Origin of the sequence: Arsenophonus endosymbiont of Crataerina pallida, from assembly GCF_964020125.1 — a bacterium.
Lineage (GTDB): Bacteria > Pseudomonadota > Gammaproteobacteria > Enterobacterales > Enterobacteriaceae > Arsenophonus > Arsenophonus nilaparvatae.
Window position 1 is genome coordinate 2,300,596 of the sequence record NZ_OZ026540.1, and the last position, 21,516, is coordinate 2,322,111.

Sequence of the window (21,516 nt, forward strand, 5' to 3'; positions counted from 1 at the left end):
ATAAATAATTTTTCATTATAATAAAGTTATTTATTAATTTAAGAAGGTTATTAATTAATATAAACTTGTTATTTTACATTACAAAAATAATTTTTACTTTAAATGCTTTTAAAATAACTTAAAATTTATATTTATTATAAGCATGAGTGTTTTTTAATATAATAAAACAATAAATATAATTATAGGTTTATTTTTCACAAGCTAAATGATTTAATTAATTAAGAATGTGGGTTTGTTAATGTATTTTAACTGTATATTATATTGGGATGTTAAATGTCCATTTTTTGTAAGTTAATGCTTAGAATAAAAGTTACCTGATGTAATTATAGGCAACATGTGATTGATTTATTTTTTTGTTCTTATTTATATATCTATATTTAATATAACCTAAAAAATAACTTTATTAATTGATATTTTATATTGAATTTTAATGCTTGGTATAAGTTATTTTTTATCAATAGATAAAAAATAAAGTTCAGTGCACTGTGAGGACAGAAAAATTTTTTATGAATAACTATTTTTGTTTTTTATAGATAAGTTAGTTTAAGGATTTTATTACCATTATGTTAATATGGTTTAACGAATATTTCATACAATTTTCTGTTATGAAATTAAAATATCAAAACGTGGGCTTTATTGATGAGTTTTGATGAGTAATAATATATTAATTATGAGTTATCAAGAGGACATTAATCATGACCAGCCGTGTAATTGGCGTAGCAGAAAGGCCGCCGTTAAGAGAAACCATTCCATTAAGTTTTCAGCATCTGTTTGCTATGTTTGGGGCGACAGTATTAGTCCCCATTTTATTTCACATCAATCCTGCAACCGTTCTATTGTTTAATGGTATTGGTACACTACTCTATTTGATCATTTGTCGGGGGCGTATTCCTGCTTATCTGGGCTCAAGTTTTGCTTTTATTTCACCAGTTTTATTGTTATTACCGCTAGGTTATGAGTTAGCATTGGGCGGATTTATTATTTGTGGGCTACTTTTTTGTTTAGTCGCACTGATTGTAAAAATAGCAGGTAGAAATTGGATCAATATTATTTTCCCCCCTGCGGCAATGGGCGCGATTGTTGCGGTTATTGGTCTGGAATTAGCGCAAACGGCGGCTGTCATGGCAGGGCTTTTACCTAAAGCGGATATTCCGGTTGATTCAAGCAGTTTGATTATTTCAGTGGTGACGTTGATCGTGACCATTCTATGTTCGGTAGTTTTTCGTGGTTTTTTAGCTATTATTCCTATTTTGCTTGGTGTGATTGTCGGCTATTTACTTGCATTTTTAATGGGAAAAGTGGATTTAACTCCAGTTATTACTGCTCCATGGTTTTCATTACCAACATTTTATTCTCCACGATTTGAGTGGTTTGCTATTTTGACTATTTTGCCTGCAGCGCTAGTTGTTATTGCGGAACATGTAGGTCATTTGGTTGTGACCGCGAATATTGTTGGGCGAGATTTATTAAAAGATCCTGGTTTACACCGTTCAATGTTTGCTAATGGTTTATCAACTACCATTTCGGGATTTTTTGGTTCAACACCGAATACTACCTATGGTGAAAACATCGGTGTAATGGCGATAACTAAAGTATATAGCACCTGGGTAATTGGTGGTGCGGCAATTTTAGCTATCTTGCTTTCCTGTGTTGGTAAATTAGCGGCGGCAATTCAGCTTATTCCTGTTCCTGTGATGGGGGGCGTTTCCCTATTACTTTATGGTGTTATAGCGGCATCAGGTATCCGAGTGTTAATTGATTCTCGGGTAGATTATAATAAACCACAAAATCTAATATTGACTTCCGTTATTCTGATTATTGGGGTAAGTGGTGCGACTATCCATATTGGTGCTGCTGAGTTGAAGGGGATGGCGCTTGCTACCATTATCGGTATTATTATGTCGTTAGTTTTTCGCCTGATTAATATTATTCGTCCGGAAAAAACTTATATAACTACTAAGCTTGAGTCGGTAGAGACGATTAAAAAATAGCTAATTTTTACTGGAATAATAGGTAAATTATTAGTTTCATCGGATGATATTGTTTAAGTTCATCTAATTACAACTTTTGTGTTAAGCTGTATGTGTTTTCTTATCTATACAGAAAGAGGTGCTTCTGAATACGCCGTCGCAGCTTTCATTACCTTTATCCACGCCTGATGATGAAACCTTTGCCAGTTTTATTACTGGCGAAAATGGTATTTTATTAGCGGCTATCAAATCTGCTATTAATCAATCCCATAGCAGCTATATTTATTTTTGGTCTCAGCAAGAAGGTAGTGGAAAAAGTCATTTATTACACGCTGCATGTAGTGAATTGTCACAAAAAGGCGAGGCAGTTGGTTATGTTCCTCTGGATAAACGTAGCTATTTTGTCCCTGATGTTTTAGACGGTATGGAACATTTAGCTCTGGTTTGCATTGATAATGCTCATTGTATTGCCGATGATGAAGAGTGGGAAATAGCACTTTTTAATTTATATAATCGTATCTTGGAAAACGGCAAAAGCTGTTTATTGATAACCGGTGATAGGCCGCCTAGGTTGATTGATTTAGCATTACCTGATTTAGCATCCAGACTTGATTGGGGACAGATCTATAAACTTCATCCACTGAGTGATGAAGATAAGATCCAGGCACTGCAATTACGCGCTAAATTACGCGGTTTCGAGTTATCTGAAGAGGTTAGTCGTTTTGTTTTAAAGCGTTTGGATAGGAAAACCCGCACATTATTTACTATGTTAGATGAGTTAGATCATGCTTCGATTGTTGCTCAACGTAAACTGACTATTCCCTTTGTTAAGGATATTCTTAAACTTTAATTTAAGAGGTAAACTTATTTTACCTCTTAAAGATACAGGGTTATTTAAATAGCTTTTTTACTTGTTCTGGTGGACGTCCTAGCTGAGCATGGTTATCAACGACAACGATAGGTCGCTCAATCAATATTGGGTTATCATGCATTGCTTGCAGTAAGATATCATCTGATAACGAGCTGTCAGATAAATTAAGTGTTTGATAAATTGTTTCGTTGCTTCTCATTAATTGACGCGGTTCAGTGAAACCCAGTTGTGAAAGTAAAGTTTTCAAGTTATTAATACTTGGTGGTGTTTTAAGATATTCAATGATGCGTGGTTTAACCCCCATATCTTCTAAAAGCTGTAGGGTTTGTCGACTTTTTGAACAACGAGGGTTATGGTAAATCGTCACTTGTTGAGACATAAGGTAATTTCCTTAGCGTTTTTGTAATTGTTTATCACGTGTTTGTAACTGGCGTAGTGTATCAATACGGGCATCATATCTTGCTTGATCATAACTACCGGTTTTTGTTAGCCGACTGGCATCGGTAAGATATTGAATGGCAGTACCATAATTACCACGCAAAGCCATACCTTCTGCATAAGCTGCTAACTATTCACTACGCTTACCTTGCTTAGCTGAAACTTCTGCCAACAAAGTCCAACCATTTAAGTCATTGGGGTTATCGAAGGTGTATTTACGCAATAATTGACTGCCTTGATCATACTGATTATTAGCAATATAGGCATTTGCCAGATTAATTTGTAGAATTGGGTCATTTGGTGTTTTGGTTAGTGCATTTTGTAAACGAGAAATAGCCTTTAGTGGCTGATTTAACCCTATATCTATATCGGTCATTAGATCAATAAACCAGGGATTAGCAGGTTGCTTAGCCAAAAGTAAGCGCACAATGTTGCCAGCAGCCTGATATTTTTTATCTTCATTAAGTTGTAGCGCATGACCATAATCAGCCGCCATTCTTTCTTTAGTATCACCTTGGCTATACTGAGATAAAATTTGTACAAGGATCGGTTTTTGCCCGTCTGTATACATGGCAAGAATGCGTACCCGAGCTAGCATAAAATCCAATGATGGTGGGAGATCCACTTTCGGATATTGATTTGAACGATTTAGTGCATCCGCTAAACGACTATCTGGTAATGGATGGGTTAATAGCATCTCAGGTGGTTTTGACATATAACGGCTCTGATCGGCTAAAATTTGCATAAAATCAGACATGGCGCGCGGATCGAATCCGGCGCGACGTAAAGTCTGTATACCAATTCGGTCAGCTTCTTGTTCGTTAGATTGAGTAAAGCTTATTATACCTTGTTGCACACCCGCTAATGTTCCTGTCAGTGCCGCAATACCTGCTTGTGGATTAGCCATCACTAACAGTGCTGAACCAATGGCGCCTATCCAGGCCAATGGTGCATTCCGTTCACGATCTTCTAGCATACGGGCAAGATGTCTTTGTGTTACATGAGAAATTTCATGGGCAATCACTGAGGCCAGCTGACTTTCATTTTGGCTATAACGAAACAGGGCAGAATGGAGAACGACGTTGCCACCAAAATAAGCGTAAGCATTAATATTAGGATTATTTATCAGGTAAAAATGGAACGGAGTTTTTACTGAGTGGGCATTTTTTACTAAGCGCATGCCAAGATGATTAATATATTGGTTTAACAAGGGATCGTAAATAAGTGGTGTGCTAGCACGTAATTGGCGAGTTAGTGCGTCACCAATAACGATCTCTTGATCAATAGTTAGTGTACCACCTGCTGTGGTACCAATATCGGGCAAATTATCTTCAATAGCGGTATAAACAGGCTTCATAGGAACTGCTAACATTATTGTTATTACAAGAGTAATGAGTGGTTTAGTAAATTTTGTATTCATAAACCGGAAGTATCCCTTACGATTGATTATATTGTTAAATGATATTTTTTATGATAGCAAAGCTTACTGGATAATCTGTCAATTGGTATAATTTCGTGGATTAAAAGACTAATTTACCACATTCAGGAGTGAATATATGCTGGAGATGTTTTTGCAATGGTATCGTCGAAGATTTTCAGATCCTCAGGTCGTTGCATTGTTTATCAGCCTGATTATCGGTTTTTGTATCATATTCTTTTTTCATGATATTTTAGCTCCTTTATTAGTTGCTATCGTGTTGGCTTATTTACTTGAATGGCCAACCCAACAACTGGGTAAGTTAGGCTTATCAAGGCTAATGGCGGCGTCCATTGTACTGACAATATTTATGGGTATTAGTGCCATGGTTTTTTTAATTATTGTGCCCATTGTCTGGCAGCAAGGCATGAATTTATTATTTGATTTACCTTCAATGGTAAATAGCTTTAATGAATATGCCAAAGCATTTCCTGAACGCTATCCCGCTTTAGTTGATGCCGGTATTATTGATATGATAGCGGATAATTTACGCGGTCGCTTATCGACTTTAGGTGAATCTGTGGTTAAGTATTCTGTTGCTTCGCTTATTGGTATTATTACCATAGCAATATATCTGGTTTTAGTACCACTAATGGTATTTTTTCTACTGAAAGATAAGACTAAAATAATACGTGGTTTACAACGTATTTTACCCCGTGATCGGTTATTGGTCGGACAAGTTTGGCAGGAAATGAACCAACAGATCACTAACTATATCCGTGGTAAAGTTATTGAAATGGTTATTGTTGGTATCTGTACTTATATCGCCTTTGTTTTTTTAGGTTTGCGCTACTCGCTATTTTTGTCAGTACTAGTCGGTATTTCTGTCTTGATCCCCTATATTGGTGTGGTGGTGGTTACCATCCCAGTAGTTTTAGTTGCTCTTTTTCAATGGGGTATTGGACCTGACTTTTGGACTTTACTAATCGCTTATTTAATTGTTCAAGGGCTTGATGGCAATTTATTGGTGCCCATTTTATTCTCTGAAGCGGTTAATTTGCATCCGTTAGTTATTATTTTATCTGTCGTAGTATTTGGTGGGCTTTGGGTTTTTTGGGGGGTATTTTTTGCCATTCCATTGGCAACTTTAATTAAAGCCGTTATGCATGTGTGGCCAGAAGATAATCTCGTAACTGAAAAATAATTTTTTAATTGTTAATTGCCACCAAAACAGGCAGGGGCAATTAACAATCGATTTTAATCACGGATGAGTATTAAGATAATTCAGTACAATTTGGTGATGATCACTAGTTTTAAATTTGTCAAACACATGTTCAATCTCACCTTTTGCATTAATCAGAAAACTGATGCGATGAATGCCATCAAACGTTTTCCCCATAAATTGCTTTGCTCCCCATACACCGAATTTTTCCGCTACCTCATGCTTATGATCCGATAGTAATGTAAAGTTTAGCATCTCTTTTTCAGTGAAACGTAATAACTTTTCTGCTTTATCAGTACTTATACCAAAAACTTCAACACCCATTTGTTTTAATTTATCCATTTCGTCACGTAATCCACAAGCTTGTATTGTACAGCCAGGAGTCATTGCTTTAGGATAAAAATAAATCAAAATTCGTTGACCAAGATAATCAGATAAATTGATTATTTCGCCATCTTGGTCAGGAAGGCTAAATTGGGGGGGCCTTATCACCGGCTTTCAATGGGCTCATTAGATTCTCTCCGTTTAATTCTATATGTTATTGCGATTTGCTGATAATGCTAATTGTACATTGGACATTTAATTTTGTGCACAATTGTTTAAATCTATTTTTGTTAATTCACTCATTATCACCAATAAAACTTTGGGCATTCATATCAATTTCAAGTTGTTGATCATATTTGTTTGTCGCTGGTTGTATTTTTGCAACCAGTTTGGCTAGGTTGAAGTTATGAGTGATAAATAAACAAGTAAATTGTTCAACTATAGCGGGAGCGACATTAACAATAACATTGGCAATTATTATTGAAAAATATTCTTTATAAACGCCAGAAGTGGTTTTTTGCATAATAGATAATAATTTTAATTCAGAATCATTCTTAAGCAACATTGCTTCTATTAAAGAAATTGATTGCCTGCTATCTGATAACATCATAATAAAGAAGAATTGTTTGCCAAATATAGCGATAAAGCTATCTTCAATATTACATTGACATTTGTTGACCAGTTGGATAACGGTATTAATCTTACCGGGATGATCTGCAACAAGTACAATAATAATGATTGATTGTTGTTCACTATGTGGCAAGTCGTTTTCCTTATAAATTTATGATTTCTGAATATCTTATGGTAACCATAAAAAAAAGCTCCTGCCAAGATAAAAAAACAAATATATCAATATAATAAGTTTACATACTGAGTAGTGATAAAATGATATTTGATGGAATGAAATGTTCACATTTTTGCTGATTTTATAATTTTAAAAGATTTATTTGCTGATAAAATAATAAATTGAACGAGAAAAATAAACTGGAAATAGGATGATAATCATTATGTATTTTTCTTAAAACAGAGTGGTTATTAATAAATTTCATTAAATTTTGTGTATAAGAAGGTTTTTTTCTTTAGACTGAAAAAGTACCATAATTTTAATGTCTCATTTAGGAAAAAGGTTATGGTTAATAATTCTATTAAATATCGGAATTTTTTGCGTGGCAGTCTTGCTGCGATTGTTACCCCAATGGATATAAAAGGGCAAATAGATAAACCCAGTCTGAAAAAACTGATTGATTATCATGTTAATAATGGCACAACTGCGATTGTATCTGTTGGTACAACTGGAGAATCAGCAACACTTGATCATAGTGAGCACTTGGATGTGGTATTGACGACATTAGAGTATGCTGATGGCAGAATTCCGATTATTGCAGGCAGTGGCGCAAATGCTACCAAACAAGCTATTGCATTAACTAAATCTTTGGAAAAAACGGGGGTTGTTGCCTGTTTGGCGGTAACACCATACTATAACAAACCTTCACAAGAAGGACTTTATCAGCATTTTAAAGCGATTGCCGAACAGACAGATTTACCGCAAATCTTATACAATGTTCCTTCGCGCACCGGTTGTGATTTATTGCCCGAGACAGTTGCCAGATTAGCAAAGTTAGGTAATATTGTTGCCCTTAAGGAAGCTAGTGGTGATTTAAGTCGTGTGAATCGCATTCGCAGATTAATTAATGATGAAAATTTTATTTTGCTTAGCGGTGATGATGCAACTGCGTTAGAATTTATGCAATTAGGTGGGCAAGGGGTAATTTCAGTAACAGCCAATATTGCCGCCAAATTAATGGCTGAAATATGCAAATTAGCATTATCAGAAAAGTATGCCGAAGCGCATAAGTTAAATTATCGACTAAGTGAATTGCATCATCAATTATTTATTGAGCCTAATCCGATTCCAGTTAAATGGGCTTGCTATCAGTTAGGACTTATTAATTCTGATACATTGCGCTTACCGATGACACCATTAACACTGACCGGTCAGATAGCGGTACAAAAGGCGCTAAAGATCGCTAATTTACAAAAAATTTAGGGAAATTTAATGGCAACAATATTGCACAAATCAAAGGCTATTAAGCTTGCAGGGCTGTCACTCGCTATATTTTTGGTAGCCTGCACGAGCAATCAACGTTATAAGCGTCAAGTCAGTGGTGACGAATCATATTTAAATACACCTCCGTTAAAACATTTGACGATCCCTCAAGGTATATCGTTACCGTTACAAAACGGTGAATATGATATTCCGCCAGCTAATCAAAATGGTGCTGTAGGTAAAGCATTAGATATTCGTCCTCCTATTCAAACACTTTCGTTACTTAGTGATACCCATACCGAAAATAGCCTAACCGCGAGTCGCTTATTTTTAACTAATACAGCTGAAAACAGCGCCCTTTGGTCGCAAATTAACGCTATTTTGCAACAAAAAATGATTAAAGTTAGGCAAAAAAATGATCCTGACCACTCCTTGATTACCGATTGGATTACCTGGCCGCGAGGAGATGAAGATATTGCGATACAAACCCGACAGAAAATTCAGCTGAACCCACAAAATAATCAAATAGTCATCACGGTAACTAATGAAGGTATAAAGCAGGGTGAAGAGAGCATCACCGATCAGGCAGAAATACAGCGCTATAATATTTTAATGTTAAATGAGTTGATTGATTCAATAAATAAGCTGCGTAGTACCGCAACCAGTTCTGGTGCCCAAGGTCGTTATGCCATTATTGATGTGCAAACGGGTAGTGATAGCAGTGGCTTACCTCAAATAATTGTACGTGCGCCTTATGATGTTGTTTGGGATAGATTACCCTCTGTGCTTGAAAGCATTGGTATGCAAGTTGGTGACCGTAGTCGTTCGACCGGATCAATTACCCTCACTTTTAATGGTATGAGTGATAGTGATTGGCAAGCGATTGGCGTCGATAATCCAACCATGACAAAAGGGGATTATAAATTACAAGTTGGCGATATGAATAATCGTAGTAGTCTGCAATTTATGGCGGTAAAAGGGACAACCTTAACACAAAAACAAAATGATGAAATGGTCTCGGCATTAAAAGCGGCGTTTAGTAAAGTGAGTAGTAATTAGTTAATAAAACTGGGTTTATTACGATTAGCTATAACATTGCTTATATAAATGATGTATGGTTGGTAGTGATTTATTCACTATGGATCATCTGTTTTTTTGTTTTGCTCGATCAGTTTTTAGGATAATTAAAATGTTTCCAGTAAAGTAATTTAATTAACATAAATAACCGCTAATCTGTTATTCTCCTTTTCCTAACAAAGTAAACGTTTGCGTCTTGCGTTAAAGCCATATTTAAGCGTTTTTTTATTAAAATGATCAAATTTCGGAGTAAATAAAATGCAGAAAAAAGCTGAGTTGTATCGTGGAAAAGCGAAAACCGTATATTTTACGAATGATCCTAATTTATTAGTATTAGAATTCCGCAATGATACATCGGCATTAGATGGTGAACGTATAGAACAGTTTGAACGTAAGGGAATGATAAATAATAAATTTAATCATTTCATTATGCAAAAACTGGAGCAAGCCGGCATTCCAACCCAAATGGAACGATTACTGTCAGATACTGAATCATTAGTAAAAAAATTAACCATGATCCCGGTTGAATGCGTTATTCGTAATCGAGCAGCTGGTTCTTTAGTTAAACGGCTTGGTATCGAAGAGGGTACGTTGCTTGAGCCACCTATCTTTGATCTGTTTTTGAAAAATGATGCGCAGCATGATCCCATGATTAATGAATCTTACTGTGAAACTTTTGGTTGGGTTAGTAGAGCGCATCTAAGCGAAATGAAACGATTAAGTTATAAAGCGAACGAAGTATTGAATGCGCTTTTTGATAAAGCGGAGTTAATTTTGGTCGATTTTAAACTGGAGTTTGGTTTATTTAATGGTCAAGTTGTTTTGGGTGATGAATTTTCGCCAGATGGCAGTCGCTTATGGGATAAAAAAACCAAGGATAAATTAGATAAAGATCGTTTTCGCCAGAGTCTAGGAGGATTAATTGAAGCTTATGAAGAGGTTGCTAAGCGCATAGGTGTTTGCTTAGATTAAAAAATTTTTTTGTTAGCAAAAGATGTTGAGTAAAGATTGGCTTAGAAAAACTTTATTTTATTGTCATTAGTTATTAATTTACTTTTATTAAAGCATACCTAAGAATAGTTAATTATGTATACAATAGTTATGAAAAAAATCACTTTAACCTATTTGGCTATGATATCGATTGGTTACAATATGATGGCCGTTACAGGAGTGATTATACAGATAATCAATAGAGTCGTAGTATTAATATTTACTGCTTCGCTGTGACCTGCCAGCGATTTTTGCTAGTTTTTTCTTATAACTATTTTTTTATTTAATCAGTAGCATTGAAATGAATTTATTAAATTTTATCACCACTGTGAGTTAATAATTACACAAGAATGACGATGATTCGCTATAATCCCATCAAGGGCTAATTATTCATGTCATATTGGGAGATTATTATGCGCTGGCGGGATCATCGCAAGAGCGATAATATTGAAGACAGACGGAATCAATCGGGTAGAATGGGATCACCTTTTGGTGGCGGTGGTATGCGATTGCCGTTACGTGGGAAAAGTGGTTTATTCATGTTAGCATAATTTTAGCGGCTAATAGGCTCTATTATTTATTTTGATCAGTCATGATTTATTGATAGGATAAATTAATTATATATTTTTATTGGTAAATAATTTTATGGGTAATTTTGATCCAACATTACTTATTTTATTAGTGTTGGCCGGCTTAGGAATAATTAGTCATAACATGACGGTGGCATTGGCAATGCTATTTTTGTTAGTTGTTCGCATTACGCCGCTTAATAATTTTTTCCCTTGGGTTGAAAAATATGGCTTAACCATCGGTATTTTGATTTTAACTATTGGTGTAATGGCCCCTATCGCCAGTGGCAAGATCTCGCCACAAGATGTTATTAACTCTTTTTTTAACTGGAAATCGTTATTGGCGATTGTGATTGGCATTTTGGTCTCTTGGCTTGGCAGTAGAGGCGTCTCTTTGATGTCTAATCAACCGTCAACAGTTGCCGGATTATTGGTTGGTACAGTGATAGGCGTTGCTGTTTTCCGTGGTGTTCCAGTTGGTCCATTAATAGCAGCAGGTCTTCTCTCGTTACTAATTGCACTTAGGCAGGGAATAATTGGCGATTGGCCAACCATTTCACCACATTGGCCTGATGCTATACCACCACAAAATGCGGTGTCACTATTAGGACAAGAGTTCTTACATGGCGTTTTTGATGCCACTAAGGGTTTTCATACTGAAGCATTGCTGATGTTGGCAGGGACATTAAAAGCGAGTAGTTATCTCATTCTTTGCCTGCCTGAGTGGGGGACTTGGTCTCAACAGCCGGATCAAGATAGTCAACGCTGGAATGAAGTGGCGTCGACAATAGCAGTGCCAAATTTTGTCTGTTGGTTAAAGTATCATCTACAACATGATGCTAATGTTTTGCTGTGGTGTGAAGGTAAACCTTTTACCACTGATAAGCTACCACAATTAACTGCCTGGTATCAGCCGAATGGACAACCAACGATTGAACAACAAAAAATTTTGCAGCGCCTGCTGGCTGGTAAGGTGGGAGTTTGGGCATTAGTTGCCCCGCGTGGCCGTGGAAAATCTGCGTTAGCAGGTATGTTAATTGAACGTTGGCAGGGGGAATGTTGGGTTTGTGCGCCGGCAAAATCAGTGTCAATGGTATTAACACACTATACCGACAAAAAAATTCGCTATTGGTCAATTGACCATTTATTGGCTGATTGTCGATTACAAAAACCACGCAAGGTTGATTGGTTAATTATTGATGAAGCGGCGATGATCCCGATTGCGCAACTAAATCAATTAACGCACTATTTCCCACGTTTACTCTTTACTACCACTGTTGATGGCTATGAAGGTACAGGGCGCGGATTTTTGCTAAAACTTTGTGCGCAATTAGCTCAATGTCACATTCTAACTTTAACCACGCCGATCCGCTGGGCATCAAATGATCCGTTGGAGAATTGGTTAAATAATAGCTTGTTATTAAAAGAATATTTACCAAAATCAACAACGCTAGCTAAATTAAATAACCATCACATGGCGTTGTTACCTATTTCGCAGTCTTTATTAATTGAAAAACCAAAATTATTATCAGCAATATATGGTTTGCTGACTAATGCACATTATCGTACCTCACCGCTTGATTTAAGACGATTATTGGATGCGCAAGGGATGCATTTATTGATTGCACAGCAAAAGGAAAATTTGTTAGCTGTGTTATGGTTAGTGGATGAAGGTGGATTATCTGCGTCGCTTGCCCATGAGGTATGGGCTGGACGGCGTCGACCTAGAGGTAATTTAGTTGCTCAATCTTTAGCAGCACATAGCTATTTTCCGCAAGCGGCACAAATGAATTCTCAGCGAATCAGCCGTATAACCGTTGCTGCAGCTTTTCGTCGTCAGGGAGTGGCAACAAAATTACTCAGTTTTTATAAGCAGCAGGCGATGGAAGAGGGGAAAGATTTTCTTTCTGTCAGCTTTGGCTATTGTGAGCAGTTGCAGTCATTATGGCAGCAAAATGGTTTTCATTTGGTCAGAGTTGGCAGCCGTAAAGAAGCGACCAGTGGATATTATACCGCTATGGCGGTATTGCCTTTATCAACAGCGGCTAAACAATTGGTGTCACGGGCGCAATATTTGTTAAAGCGAGACGCTTTTTATATCAATCAGCTAACCGGTTTAGCACTAACAGCAATTAGCGATGATCAATTAAATGATGAAGATTGGCAGGTTTTGGCAGGTTTTGCTTATGGTAATAGAAGTTTTTCAGCTAGCTATCCAGCAATCCGACGGTTATTAATGCAGTCGTCACTGGTTTTAACAGCGACTAGAATTCACTGTGAACATAATTTATCTATTGAGATATGCTGTCAGCAGTTAAAATTGACAGGTCAAAAAATGTGGTTAAAACAGGTACGCAACGATATTGCTGCGGCATTATCAGAATTGGACTGGCAGCGAGCAGAAAAACTTAAATCATGGGTTAATGCTTCTTTTGCTTAGGCCAGTCATCTTCATCATCCCATTTGTCGTTAAAATCACGGTGAGGAGGAAGTTTGGGTTTGTTATCTAAAAAACGTTTAGGATCGATTTTTTGCATCTGTTTGACGGCACTCCAAATGATACCAATCAGAAGCAAAATAATAATAATCCACCAGTAATCAGTTATCCAATGCATAGCTGTTTTTCCAGTAGCAAATGTAGTAAATAAAGTATACTCTTTTTTCCTTTATCGTATAACTATTATAGATTTAAGTATGCGTTTACAACGAATTTTACTCATTATTGTCGGCTGGTTTAGTATTATCTTAGCGATATTGGGTATACTTTTGCCATTATTACCCACTACCCCTTTTTTGTTATTAGCCGCCTGGTGTTTTTCTCGCTCATCACCACGTTTTCATTACTGGTTACTTCATAACTCATGGTTTGGTAAATATATTCGTCATTGGCAACAACATAAAGCGCTGCCTAAAGGGGTTAAAATTAAGATAATTGTTATTATTTTATTTAGTTTTATTTTTTCGCTTTGGTTTGTAGAAAGTTGGTGGATCAGGGGAACACTCCTCATTATCTTAGCGATATTGCTAGCTTATCTATTAAGGTTGCCACAAATCGATGGGGAAAAAAATTAACCCAATTTATTATTTAGCTAATGATATAGCTAGTGAATTTAAATTTTGGGTTCATAATAATATTTTTTGCATAATTTCCTGATAAACGAGACTTAATTTCTGAAGATCAGCAACACTAACACATTCATCAACTTTATGAATGGTTGCATTTAAAGGGCCTAATTCAACAATTTGTGCCCCCATTTTAGCAATAAAGCGGCCATCTGATGTTCCTCCATCAGTTGATAACTGAGGTTGATAGCCGCAATATTGTTCTATCACCTGGCTGACAATATTAATTAATTTACCTTTTTCTGTTAAAAATGGATGGCCGGATAATGACCACTCAATTTTATAATCGAATTGATATTTTTCTAGTATTGCTTCAACTTGGTGGCGAATTTGTTGCTCGGTGAGTTCGTTGCTAAAGCGAAAATTGAATTGTATGACTAACTGGCCAGGAATAATATTGTTACTACCAGTACCAGCATGAATATTGGAAATCTGCATGCTGGTGGAAGGAAAATAAGCATTGCCTGCATCCCATTTTTTATTAACTAGTTCATGTAAAAAAGCTAATGAACTATGTATTGGATTATTGGCTAAATGGGGGTAAGCAATGTGCCCTTGCGTTCCTTCGATGGTGAGTTTGGCGGTGAGTGATCCTCGACGACCATTTTTGATAATATCACCAATTTTAATCTGGCTAGATGGTTCACCAGCTATGCAATAATCAATTTGTTCATTGCGTATCATTAATTCATCAACCACTTTTACCGTTCCGTTAGTGGCTTTAGCCTCTTCGTCAGAGGTAATTAAGAAGGCCAATCGGCCAGAATGGTTGGGAAAATCGCTAATAAATCTTTCGGCGGCAATAATCATTGCCGCAAGGGAACCTTTCATATCGGCTGCTCCTCGGCCATAGAGCAGTCCGTTATTTAATGTTGGTGTAAAGGGAGGATAACGCCAATTGTCAGTTGCACCTGGCGGAACAACATCGGTATGTCCAGCAAAAGCTAGCGTTTCACCTTGTTCGCCATGATATGCCCATAGATTGGTGGTATCGTCAAAGGGCATGACTTCAATTGAAAAACCAAGTTTTTTCAATCGATTAATTAAAATTGTTTGACAGCCATTATCATCGGGGCTAACAGAAGGTTGTTGAACAAGTTGTTGCGCAAGCTTAAGAACAGGACAAATCATAGTTAGCCTCTGTGATGAATAAATTGTTGGTATTGGTCTATAGAAAAACCGAGTAGATAATGGTTACCAGTAGTTGTTAATAATGGGCGTTTAATAATTGCTGGATATTTTAACATTAACTCTTTAGCACTAGCGACATCAATAATATTCGCTTTTTGCTCATCGGACAATTTTTTCCAGGTTGTACCACGTTTATTGATCAAGGCTTCCCAGCCTAAGTATTGAATAAAAATTTCGAGTAATTCAATTGATATCCCATCCGTGCGATAATCATGGAATTGATAGATTATATGATGATTATCCAGCCACTGACGTGCCTTTTTAATAGTATCACAATTTTTTATACCATAAAGTATGTAACTTGCTGAAGTTGACATCATAATTTCCTTTTTTGATATGTAGCAAAGATCTCTATAATGCTGCAAAATGCGATAATAATCTATATAAGGCTACTATTAAGTAGAATACTTATTAAATTTATTAGAAATCGATTATAAAAAAATTCAATAAAATATATTCTACATCACATAAAATGATGTGTTAATTAAGCAATGCATATAAATATACTATGTGTTAGATGATGATGTTTTAATAAATCATTTCTTCATCCTTTAATGATATTTTATCTATGTTAAGTTTATTTAGCGCGCATATAAACTAGGTTGGCTTCCAAGCGAGAACGCACATTAAGTTTTTTTAGCAAATTACGAATATGTACTTTGACTGTTTCTTCAAAAATAAAAAGAGATTTAGATATTTCTCTATTTTTTAATCCATTAGCAATTTCACGTAATACTTCAAATTCACGTTTTGTTAATGAAGAAAGTGGATCTTGATATTGATGACGATTATTTAAATACTGATGAATTTGATTGCTAAAAACGGGTAAACCATTTGCGGCGCTTTTCAGGCTATTAAGTAACATATCTAATTCGCAATTTTTTAATAAATAACCATTAGCACCAGCATCGATAGCATTATAAACATCAATTCTATTAGCAGAAAAAGAAAGAATTAATATATAAGATTTAATCCCCTCTTTTCTAATTTGACGAATAACTTCAGGACCATACATGTTAGATATATTAATATCCATCATAATAATATCTGGCTTTAATTGATTGGCTATATTAATAACATCAACGCCATTACTTACTTCTCCGGCGACACTAAATTCATCTGCAGCTTTAATGAGTTGTTTTAAACTATGACGTATTAGGGGATGTTCATCAACCAACATTATTGAATGATTAGACATAGTATATTCCTTTTTAAATGCCTGTAGAAATAAATGGGTTTTTACAACTGATTTTAATTATTAGTCTTTAAAGTTTTTTGAAAAAATAAAACATTGCAAGAATATAAGAAAAACAATATTAATGAAATAACCAAAAGGTAATTATCTTAAATAAAAAACACATTGAATTTTATAATTTTAAATTCAATAGTCTTAAATTTTATGATTATAAAAAAATTAATAATATAAAGGTCACCAGTTTTATATTTTAATTTCAATATTATTTGGTTATATTGATTTCGTTGATAGAATGTTCAAGTTTAGCTAGTTTCTGCCGAAATTGTTGTATATGTCATGATTTCATTGATAGAGATTACTATAATGGGGATGTTTTTCTAATAAAAATTCTCTAAGGACACACAATGGATGAAAAATTAAAACAAAGTGCGCTAGATTTTCATGAGTTTCCCCAACCAGGTAAAATTGAAGTTACACCGACTAAGCCATTAACGGCACAACGAGATCTGGCCCTCGCATATTCTCCCGGTGTTGCTTATCCTTGTCTTGAAATCGCAGCTGATCCTTTGACCGCTTACAAATATACAGCTAAGGCTAATTTAGTGGCCGTAGTTTCTAATGGTACCGCAGTGTTAGGACTGGGAAATATTGGCGCTTTGGCTGGTAAACCGGTTATGGAAGGAAAAGGTGTTTTATTTAAAAAATTTTCCGGCATTGATGTATTTGATATTGAAATAGACGAATCTAACCCGGATAAACTGATCGATGTTATTGCCGCATTGGAGCCAACTTTTGGCGGAATCAATTTGGAAGATATTAAAGCACCAGAATGTTTCTATATTGAGAAAAAACTGCGTGAAAAAATGCAAATCCCTGTTTTCCATGATGATCAGCATGGTACTGCCATTATTTCAACCGCCACAATATTGAATGGTTTACGCATTGTTAATAAAAAAATTGACCAGGTTCGCTTAGTTGTTTCAGGTGCAGGTGCTGCTTCTATCGCCTGCATGAATTTATTGGTTGCATTAGGTCTTAATCGTAGCAATATTATTGTCTGTGACTCAAAAGGCGTTATTTATCGTGGCCGCGATGAAGTGATGGATGAAACTAAAGCCGCTTATGCAATTGAAGATAATGGTTTACGTACTCTAGCGGATGTTATCCCAGGCGCGGATATTTTCTTAGGCTGCTCAGCGCCGGGTGTGTTGACTGCGGAAATGGTAAAATCGATGGCTAATGCACCGCTTATCTTAGCATTAGCCAACCCGGAACCAGAAATTCTTCCTTCAATAGCAAAAGCAGCACGGCCTGATGCGATTATCTGCACTGGGCGTTCTGACTATCCTAATCAGGTAAACAATGTACTCTGTTTTCCTTTTATCTTTCGCGGCGCGCTGGATGTTGGGGCAACCACGATTAATGAAGAGATGAAACTAGCCTGTGTTCAGGCAATTGCTGATTTGGCATTAGCCGAGCAGAATGACGTTGTTGTCTCCGCTTACAGTGATCAGGAGTTAAAATTTGGTGCTGATTATATTATCCCAAAACCTTTTGATCCGCGCTTAATTGTTAAAATTGCGCCAGCAGTCGCTAAAGCGGCAATGGAATCTGGTGTAGCAACACGACCAATTACAGATTTTGATTCTTATATAGAAAAACTTAATGAGTTTGTCTATAGCACCCACCTATTTATGAAGCCGATTTTTTCTCTGGCCCGCAAAGAAAAAAAACGGATTGTATTAGCGGAAGGTGGGGAAGAACGAATATTGCATGCAACCCAAGAATTAATATCCTTAGGTTTGGCTTATCTGATTTTAATTGGTCGACCCAGTGTGATTGAAAAGCGGATTGAAAAGCTTGGGTTACAAATTAAAATTGGTGAAGATTTTGAGTTGATTAACAATGAAAATGATCCGCGTTTTAAAACCTATTGGCAACAATATTATCAATTAATGAAACGCCATGGTGTTTCGCAGGAAATGGCGCGTAGAGAAGTGATCAATAACCCAACCTTAATTGGTGCGTTGATGATCCGCCAAGGTGAAGCCGATGGCATGATTTGTGGTACTGTTGGTAGTTATAATCAACATTTTACCATTATAAAAAATGTTCTTGGCTTCCGGCAGAATAGTTCAGTAGCGGGTGCAATGAATGCCCTGATGTTGCCAACTGGCAATACTTTTATTGCAGATACCTATGTGAATGATAATCCAACCCCTGAGGAGCTGGCGGAACTTACCTTAATGGCGGCACAGGCGGTAAGGCGTTTTGGTATTGAGCCTAAAGTGGCACTATTATCTCGTTCAAGTTTTGGTTCTTCAGACTGTCCATCAGCACAAAAAATGCGTAAAACATTGGCATTAGTCAAACGTGCCGATCCTGAGTTGGAAATTGATGGGGAAATGCATGGCGATGCAGCATTAGTTGAAAACATTCGGCGAGATATTATGCCGGATAGTACATTAAAAGGATCAGCTAATTTGCTGATTATGCCTAATATGGAAGCTGCGCGTATTAGTTATAACTTACTTCGTGTTACCAGTTCTAATGGCGTCACTGTGGGGCCGGTATTAATGGGAGTAGCAAAACCAGTACATATATTAACACCGATTGTATCGGTACGACGTATCGTTAATATGGTTGCGTTAGCTGCAGCGGAAGCACAAACTCAACCATTGTAGAATAAAATTAACCACAAATTTGGGCCTCTGTTACTCACGACAACAGAGGTTTTTTATATTATGGCAAGATAAAATATAGCAGTTAATTTTGTTGATTAATTGTTTAAATATTTATTTAAAATTGTTGTTTTATCTATTAGTATCATAGGCCTTTATTTATTAATTTTGTGTTATTAAATAACTAAAAATTTGCCAACAGGATGTTCTAATAAATATGCAATTAACTCAGCGCTTTTTCTATCAATATTTGAACATTATACTATTGATATCATTATTAAATATGATTGCGTTTACCAGTTTGGCAGGAGAAAAAATGATAATTCCAATGGCAGAAAAGCAACCACACAAAATGGTTTTACATGGTGATAGCCGCATTGATAATTATTATTGGCTACGTGATGATACGAGAAAAAATAAAAAAGTTATCAAATACTTGACTGATGAAAATCAATATACCAATGCGGTATTAAAGTCTGGCACCGTATTAAGAGAGCAATTATTTGGCGAGATGGTCGCTCGTATGGAGCAGCAAGATCAATCGGTGCCTTATACCTATAATGGTTATATTTATCGTACCCTTTATCAAGAAGGTAAAGATTATCCTGTTTATCAACGTAAACCTGTCAACCAAAATAGTGATTGGCAGATATTAGTTGATGGTAATGAACGTGCTAAGGGACATCAATTTTATACCTTGGGTGGTATTGCTGTTTCTGAAGATAATAATCGTTTGGCAATTGTCGAAGATTTTCAAGGTCGTCGTCAGTTTGAGGTTTCATTTAGACAGTTAGCTAGTAAAAAATGGCAGAATGCAGTAATTAAAAATACCTCTGGTAATATTGTATGGTCTAATGATAATCAAACTCTCTATTATATTCGTAACCACCCACAAACATTATTACCTTATCAAGTATATTGTCATCAATATGGATTAGAGGGGGTTGAAGATAAAAAAGTTTATCAGGAGAATGATGACCGATTTTACTTGAGCATGACAAAAAGTAGCTCAAAAGCGTATATTCTACTAGCAATTAGTAGTACAGAAACATCTGAATATCGATTAATCGATGCTAATAACCCCGCTGAATCACTTAAAATATTTTCCCCTCGCCAAACGGGACGTGAGTACGATTTAGATCATTTTCGTGATAATTTCTATATTCGCTCTAACCATCAATTGGAGCAATTTGGGTTATATGCTACTCAATCAATTGACCAGCCCTGGCAAACAATTATTGCACCGAATAAAGAGACTGATTTAGAAAATTTTGCGCTTTTTAACCGTTGGTTGGTTGTTGAAGAGTGTCATAATGGCTTAGTTAATATTCGACAGATAGATTGGCAGACCAAACAGCAAAAAATAGTTCAATTTGATGAAGCGTATATAGTGCCTGGATTGATTATAATCCAGAGCCTGATAGCGAGACTTTACGTTATGGTTATTCTTCACTAACTACCCCAATATCTGTTATGCAGATAAATATGCTAACTGGACAGCGTGAATTGCTAAAACAACAACAAGTCAATGGATTTGATAAATCACTTTATACCAGTGAACGTATATGGGTTCAGGTAAAAGATGGCACTAAAGTGCCAGTTTCGTTGGTATATCGTAAAGATCGATGGCAAAAAAGCAAAAATCCGATTTTGATTTATGGCTATGGTGCTTATGGTATCAATGTGGATCCGGTTTTTAGTTCACCGCGTTTGAGTTTATTGGATAGGGGATTTGTCTATGCAATAGTGCATGTTCGTGGTGGCGGCGATTTAGGCAAAGCCTGGTATCAACAAGGGAAGGTTGAAAATAAAGCCAATAGTTTTAGTGATTTTATTGATGCAACCAAAATATTGATTGCAAAGGGGTATGGTGATCCCAAACGGGTATATGCAATGGGTGGAAGTGCTGGTGGTTTATTGATGGCGGCAGTAATTAACCAGGCACCGGAACTCTATCGAGGCGTTGTCGCTCAAGTTCCTTTTGTCGATGTTGTGACAACCATGCTTGATCCTTCTATTCCATTAACAACTGGTGAATATGATGAATGGGGTGATCCCGCTGCGCAGGACGCTTATTTTCGACTAAAATCTTACAGTCCCTATGACAATATTAAATCTCAACGTTACCCTAATTTATTGGTTACGACGGGGTTATATGATTCACAAGTCCAATATTGGGAGCCGGCCAAATGGGTGGCTAAACTAAGAGAGTATAAAGTGGGTAATACGGTCTTATTGCTGGAAACAAATATGAAAACCGGCCATGGTGGTAAATCGGGTCGATTTAATCGTCTAAAAGATACAGCATTGGAATATGCTTTTATTTTGATGCTAGATGATAATAAAAAATATCTGCCTGATTTTGATGTTCAATAAATTTTTGTCGCCTTATATGATAATT

16 protein-coding genes and 3 pseudogenes are annotated in these 21,516 nt (G+C 36.2%); 11 read left to right on the forward strand and 8 right to left on the reverse strand.

Annotated elements, in window-relative coordinates; genetic code table 11:
- Positions 1 to 695: 695 nt before the first annotated feature.
- The gene (gene uraA / locus AACL31_RS12310) at positions 696 to 1,991 is read left to right on the forward strand and encodes a uracil permease (protein WP_310512000.1); all 1,296 of its coding nucleotides are present in this window, start codon (positions 696 to 698) and stop codon (positions 1,989 to 1,991) included.
- A 118-nt stretch (positions 1,992 to 2,109) separates the two neighbouring features.
- On the forward strand, positions 2,110 to 2,820 hold the full coding sequence (hda, locus tag AACL31_RS12315) for a DnaA inactivator Hda (RefSeq protein ID WP_310511999.1): 711 nt from the start codon (positions 2,110 to 2,112) through the stop codon (positions 2,818 to 2,820).
- 40 nt (positions 2,821 to 2,860) lie between these two features.
- Here the strand turns inward: hda and arsC are convergent, their stop codons facing one another.
- On the reverse strand, positions 2,861 to 3,220 hold the full coding sequence (arsC, locus tag AACL31_RS12320; RefSeq protein WP_310511998.1) for an arsenate reductase (glutaredoxin): 360 nt from the start codon (positions 3,218 to 3,220) through the stop codon (positions 2,861 to 2,863).
- A 12-nt stretch (positions 3,221 to 3,232) separates the two neighbouring features.
- Positions 3,233 to 4,699, reverse strand: a pseudogene (locus AACL31_RS12325) (M48 family metalloprotease).
- 136 nt (positions 4,700 to 4,835) lie between these two features.
- On the opposite strand from AACL31_RS12325, the gene AACL31_RS12330 reads away from it, so the two are divergent.
- On the forward strand, positions 4,836 to 5,900 hold the full coding sequence (locus AACL31_RS12330) for an AI-2E family transporter (RefSeq protein ID WP_310511996.1): 1,065 nt from the start codon (positions 4,836 to 4,838) through the stop codon (positions 5,898 to 5,900).
- 57 nt (positions 5,901 to 5,957) lie between these two features.
- Here AACL31_RS12330 and bcp read toward each other — a convergent pair.
- Both bcp and AACL31_RS12340 read right to left on the reverse strand, forming a co-directional pair.
- Positions 5,958 to 6,429: pseudogene (gene bcp / locus AACL31_RS12335) on the reverse strand (thioredoxin-dependent thiol peroxidase).
- Between the two features lie 108 nt (positions 6,430 to 6,537).
- A complete protein-coding gene (locus AACL31_RS12340) occupies positions 6,538 to 7,005 on the reverse strand; it encodes an ACT domain-containing protein (RefSeq protein WP_310511994.1) in 468 nt (155 codons plus the stop codon).
- A 366-nt stretch (positions 7,006 to 7,371) separates the two neighbouring features.
- Here AACL31_RS12340 and dapA point away from each other — a divergent pair, with 366 nt between their 5' ends.
- The 5 genes from dapA (at position 7,372) to AACL31_RS12365 (ending at position 13,365) form a co-directional block, all read left to right on the forward strand.
- On the forward strand, positions 7,372 to 8,289 hold the full coding sequence (gene dapA / locus AACL31_RS12345; protein ID WP_310511993.1) for a 4-hydroxy-tetrahydrodipicolinate synthase: 918 nt from the start codon (positions 7,372 to 7,374) through the stop codon (positions 8,287 to 8,289).
- 9 nt (positions 8,290 to 8,298) lie between these two features.
- Complete coding sequence (bamC, locus tag AACL31_RS12350; protein ID WP_310511992.1) at positions 8,299 to 9,348, forward strand: outer membrane protein assembly factor BamC; 1,050 nt, start codon at positions 8,299 to 8,301, stop codon at positions 9,346 to 9,348.
- Positions 9,349 to 9,624: 276 nt separating this feature from the next.
- A complete protein-coding gene (gene purC, locus AACL31_RS12355; protein ID WP_310511991.1) occupies positions 9,625 to 10,338 on the forward strand; it encodes a phosphoribosylaminoimidazolesuccinocarboxamide synthase in 714 nt (237 codons plus the stop codon).
- A 431-nt stretch (positions 10,339 to 10,769) separates the two neighbouring features.
- Positions 10,770 to 10,907 carry a neutral zinc metallopeptidase gene (locus tag AACL31_RS12360; RefSeq protein ID WP_339053198.1) on the forward strand — a complete coding sequence of 46 codons (138 nt, stop codon included), beginning with the start codon at positions 10,770 to 10,772 and terminating at the stop codon, positions 10,905 to 10,907.
- A 94-nt stretch (positions 10,908 to 11,001) separates the two neighbouring features.
- Positions 11,002 to 13,365, forward strand: a complete 2,364-nt coding sequence (locus AACL31_RS12365; protein ID WP_339053199.1) for a GNAT family N-acetyltransferase — start codon at positions 11,002 to 11,004, stop codon at positions 13,363 to 13,365.
- On the opposite strand, the gene AACL31_RS12370 is transcribed toward AACL31_RS12365, so the two are convergent.
- Complete coding sequence (locus AACL31_RS12370; RefSeq protein ID WP_032114903.1) at positions 13,346 to 13,540, reverse strand: YpfN family protein; 195 nt, start codon at positions 13,538 to 13,540, stop codon at positions 13,346 to 13,348. The genes AACL31_RS12365 and AACL31_RS12370 overlap by 20 nt on opposite strands.
- A gap of 79 nt (positions 13,541 to 13,619) precedes the next feature.
- On the opposite strand from AACL31_RS12370, the gene AACL31_RS12375 reads away from it, so the two are divergent.
- On the forward strand, positions 13,620 to 13,997 hold the full coding sequence (locus AACL31_RS12375) for a DUF454 family protein (RefSeq protein ID WP_032114904.1): 378 nt from the start codon (positions 13,620 to 13,622) through the stop codon (positions 13,995 to 13,997).
- A 51-nt stretch (positions 13,998 to 14,048) separates the two neighbouring features.
- On the opposite strand, the gene dapE is transcribed toward AACL31_RS12375, so the two are convergent.
- The 3 genes from dapE to AACL31_RS12390 all read right to left on the reverse strand — a co-directional run bounded on the left by dapE (position 14,049) and on the right by AACL31_RS12390 (position 16,437).
- Positions 14,049 to 15,179, reverse strand: coding sequence for a succinyl-diaminopimelate desuccinylase (gene dapE, locus AACL31_RS12380; RefSeq protein WP_310511988.1), 1,131 nt, complete (start codon positions 15,177 to 15,179; stop codon positions 14,049 to 14,051).
- A 2-nt stretch (positions 15,180 to 15,181) separates the two neighbouring features.
- Positions 15,182 to 15,556 carry an ArsC family reductase gene (locus AACL31_RS12385; protein WP_032114906.1) on the reverse strand — a complete coding sequence of 125 codons (375 nt, stop codon included), beginning with the start codon at positions 15,554 to 15,556 and terminating at the stop codon, positions 15,182 to 15,184.
- Between the two features lie 260 nt (positions 15,557 to 15,816).
- On the reverse strand, positions 15,817 to 16,437 hold the full coding sequence (locus AACL31_RS12390; protein WP_339053200.1) for a response regulator: 621 nt from the start codon (positions 16,435 to 16,437) through the stop codon (positions 15,817 to 15,819).
- Between the two features lie 401 nt (positions 16,438 to 16,838).
- Here AACL31_RS12390 and AACL31_RS12395 point away from each other — a divergent pair, with 401 nt between their 5' ends.
- Both AACL31_RS12395 and AACL31_RS12400 read left to right on the forward strand, forming a co-directional pair.
- Complete coding sequence (locus AACL31_RS12395) at positions 16,839 to 19,118, forward strand: NADP-dependent malic enzyme (protein ID WP_310511987.1); 2,280 nt, start codon at positions 16,839 to 16,841, stop codon at positions 19,116 to 19,118.
- A gap of 280 nt (positions 19,119 to 19,398) precedes the next feature.
- Positions 19,399 to 21,491: pseudogene (locus AACL31_RS12400) on the forward strand (S9 family peptidase).
- The last annotated feature ends 25 nt before the right edge of the window (positions 21,492 to 21,516 follow it).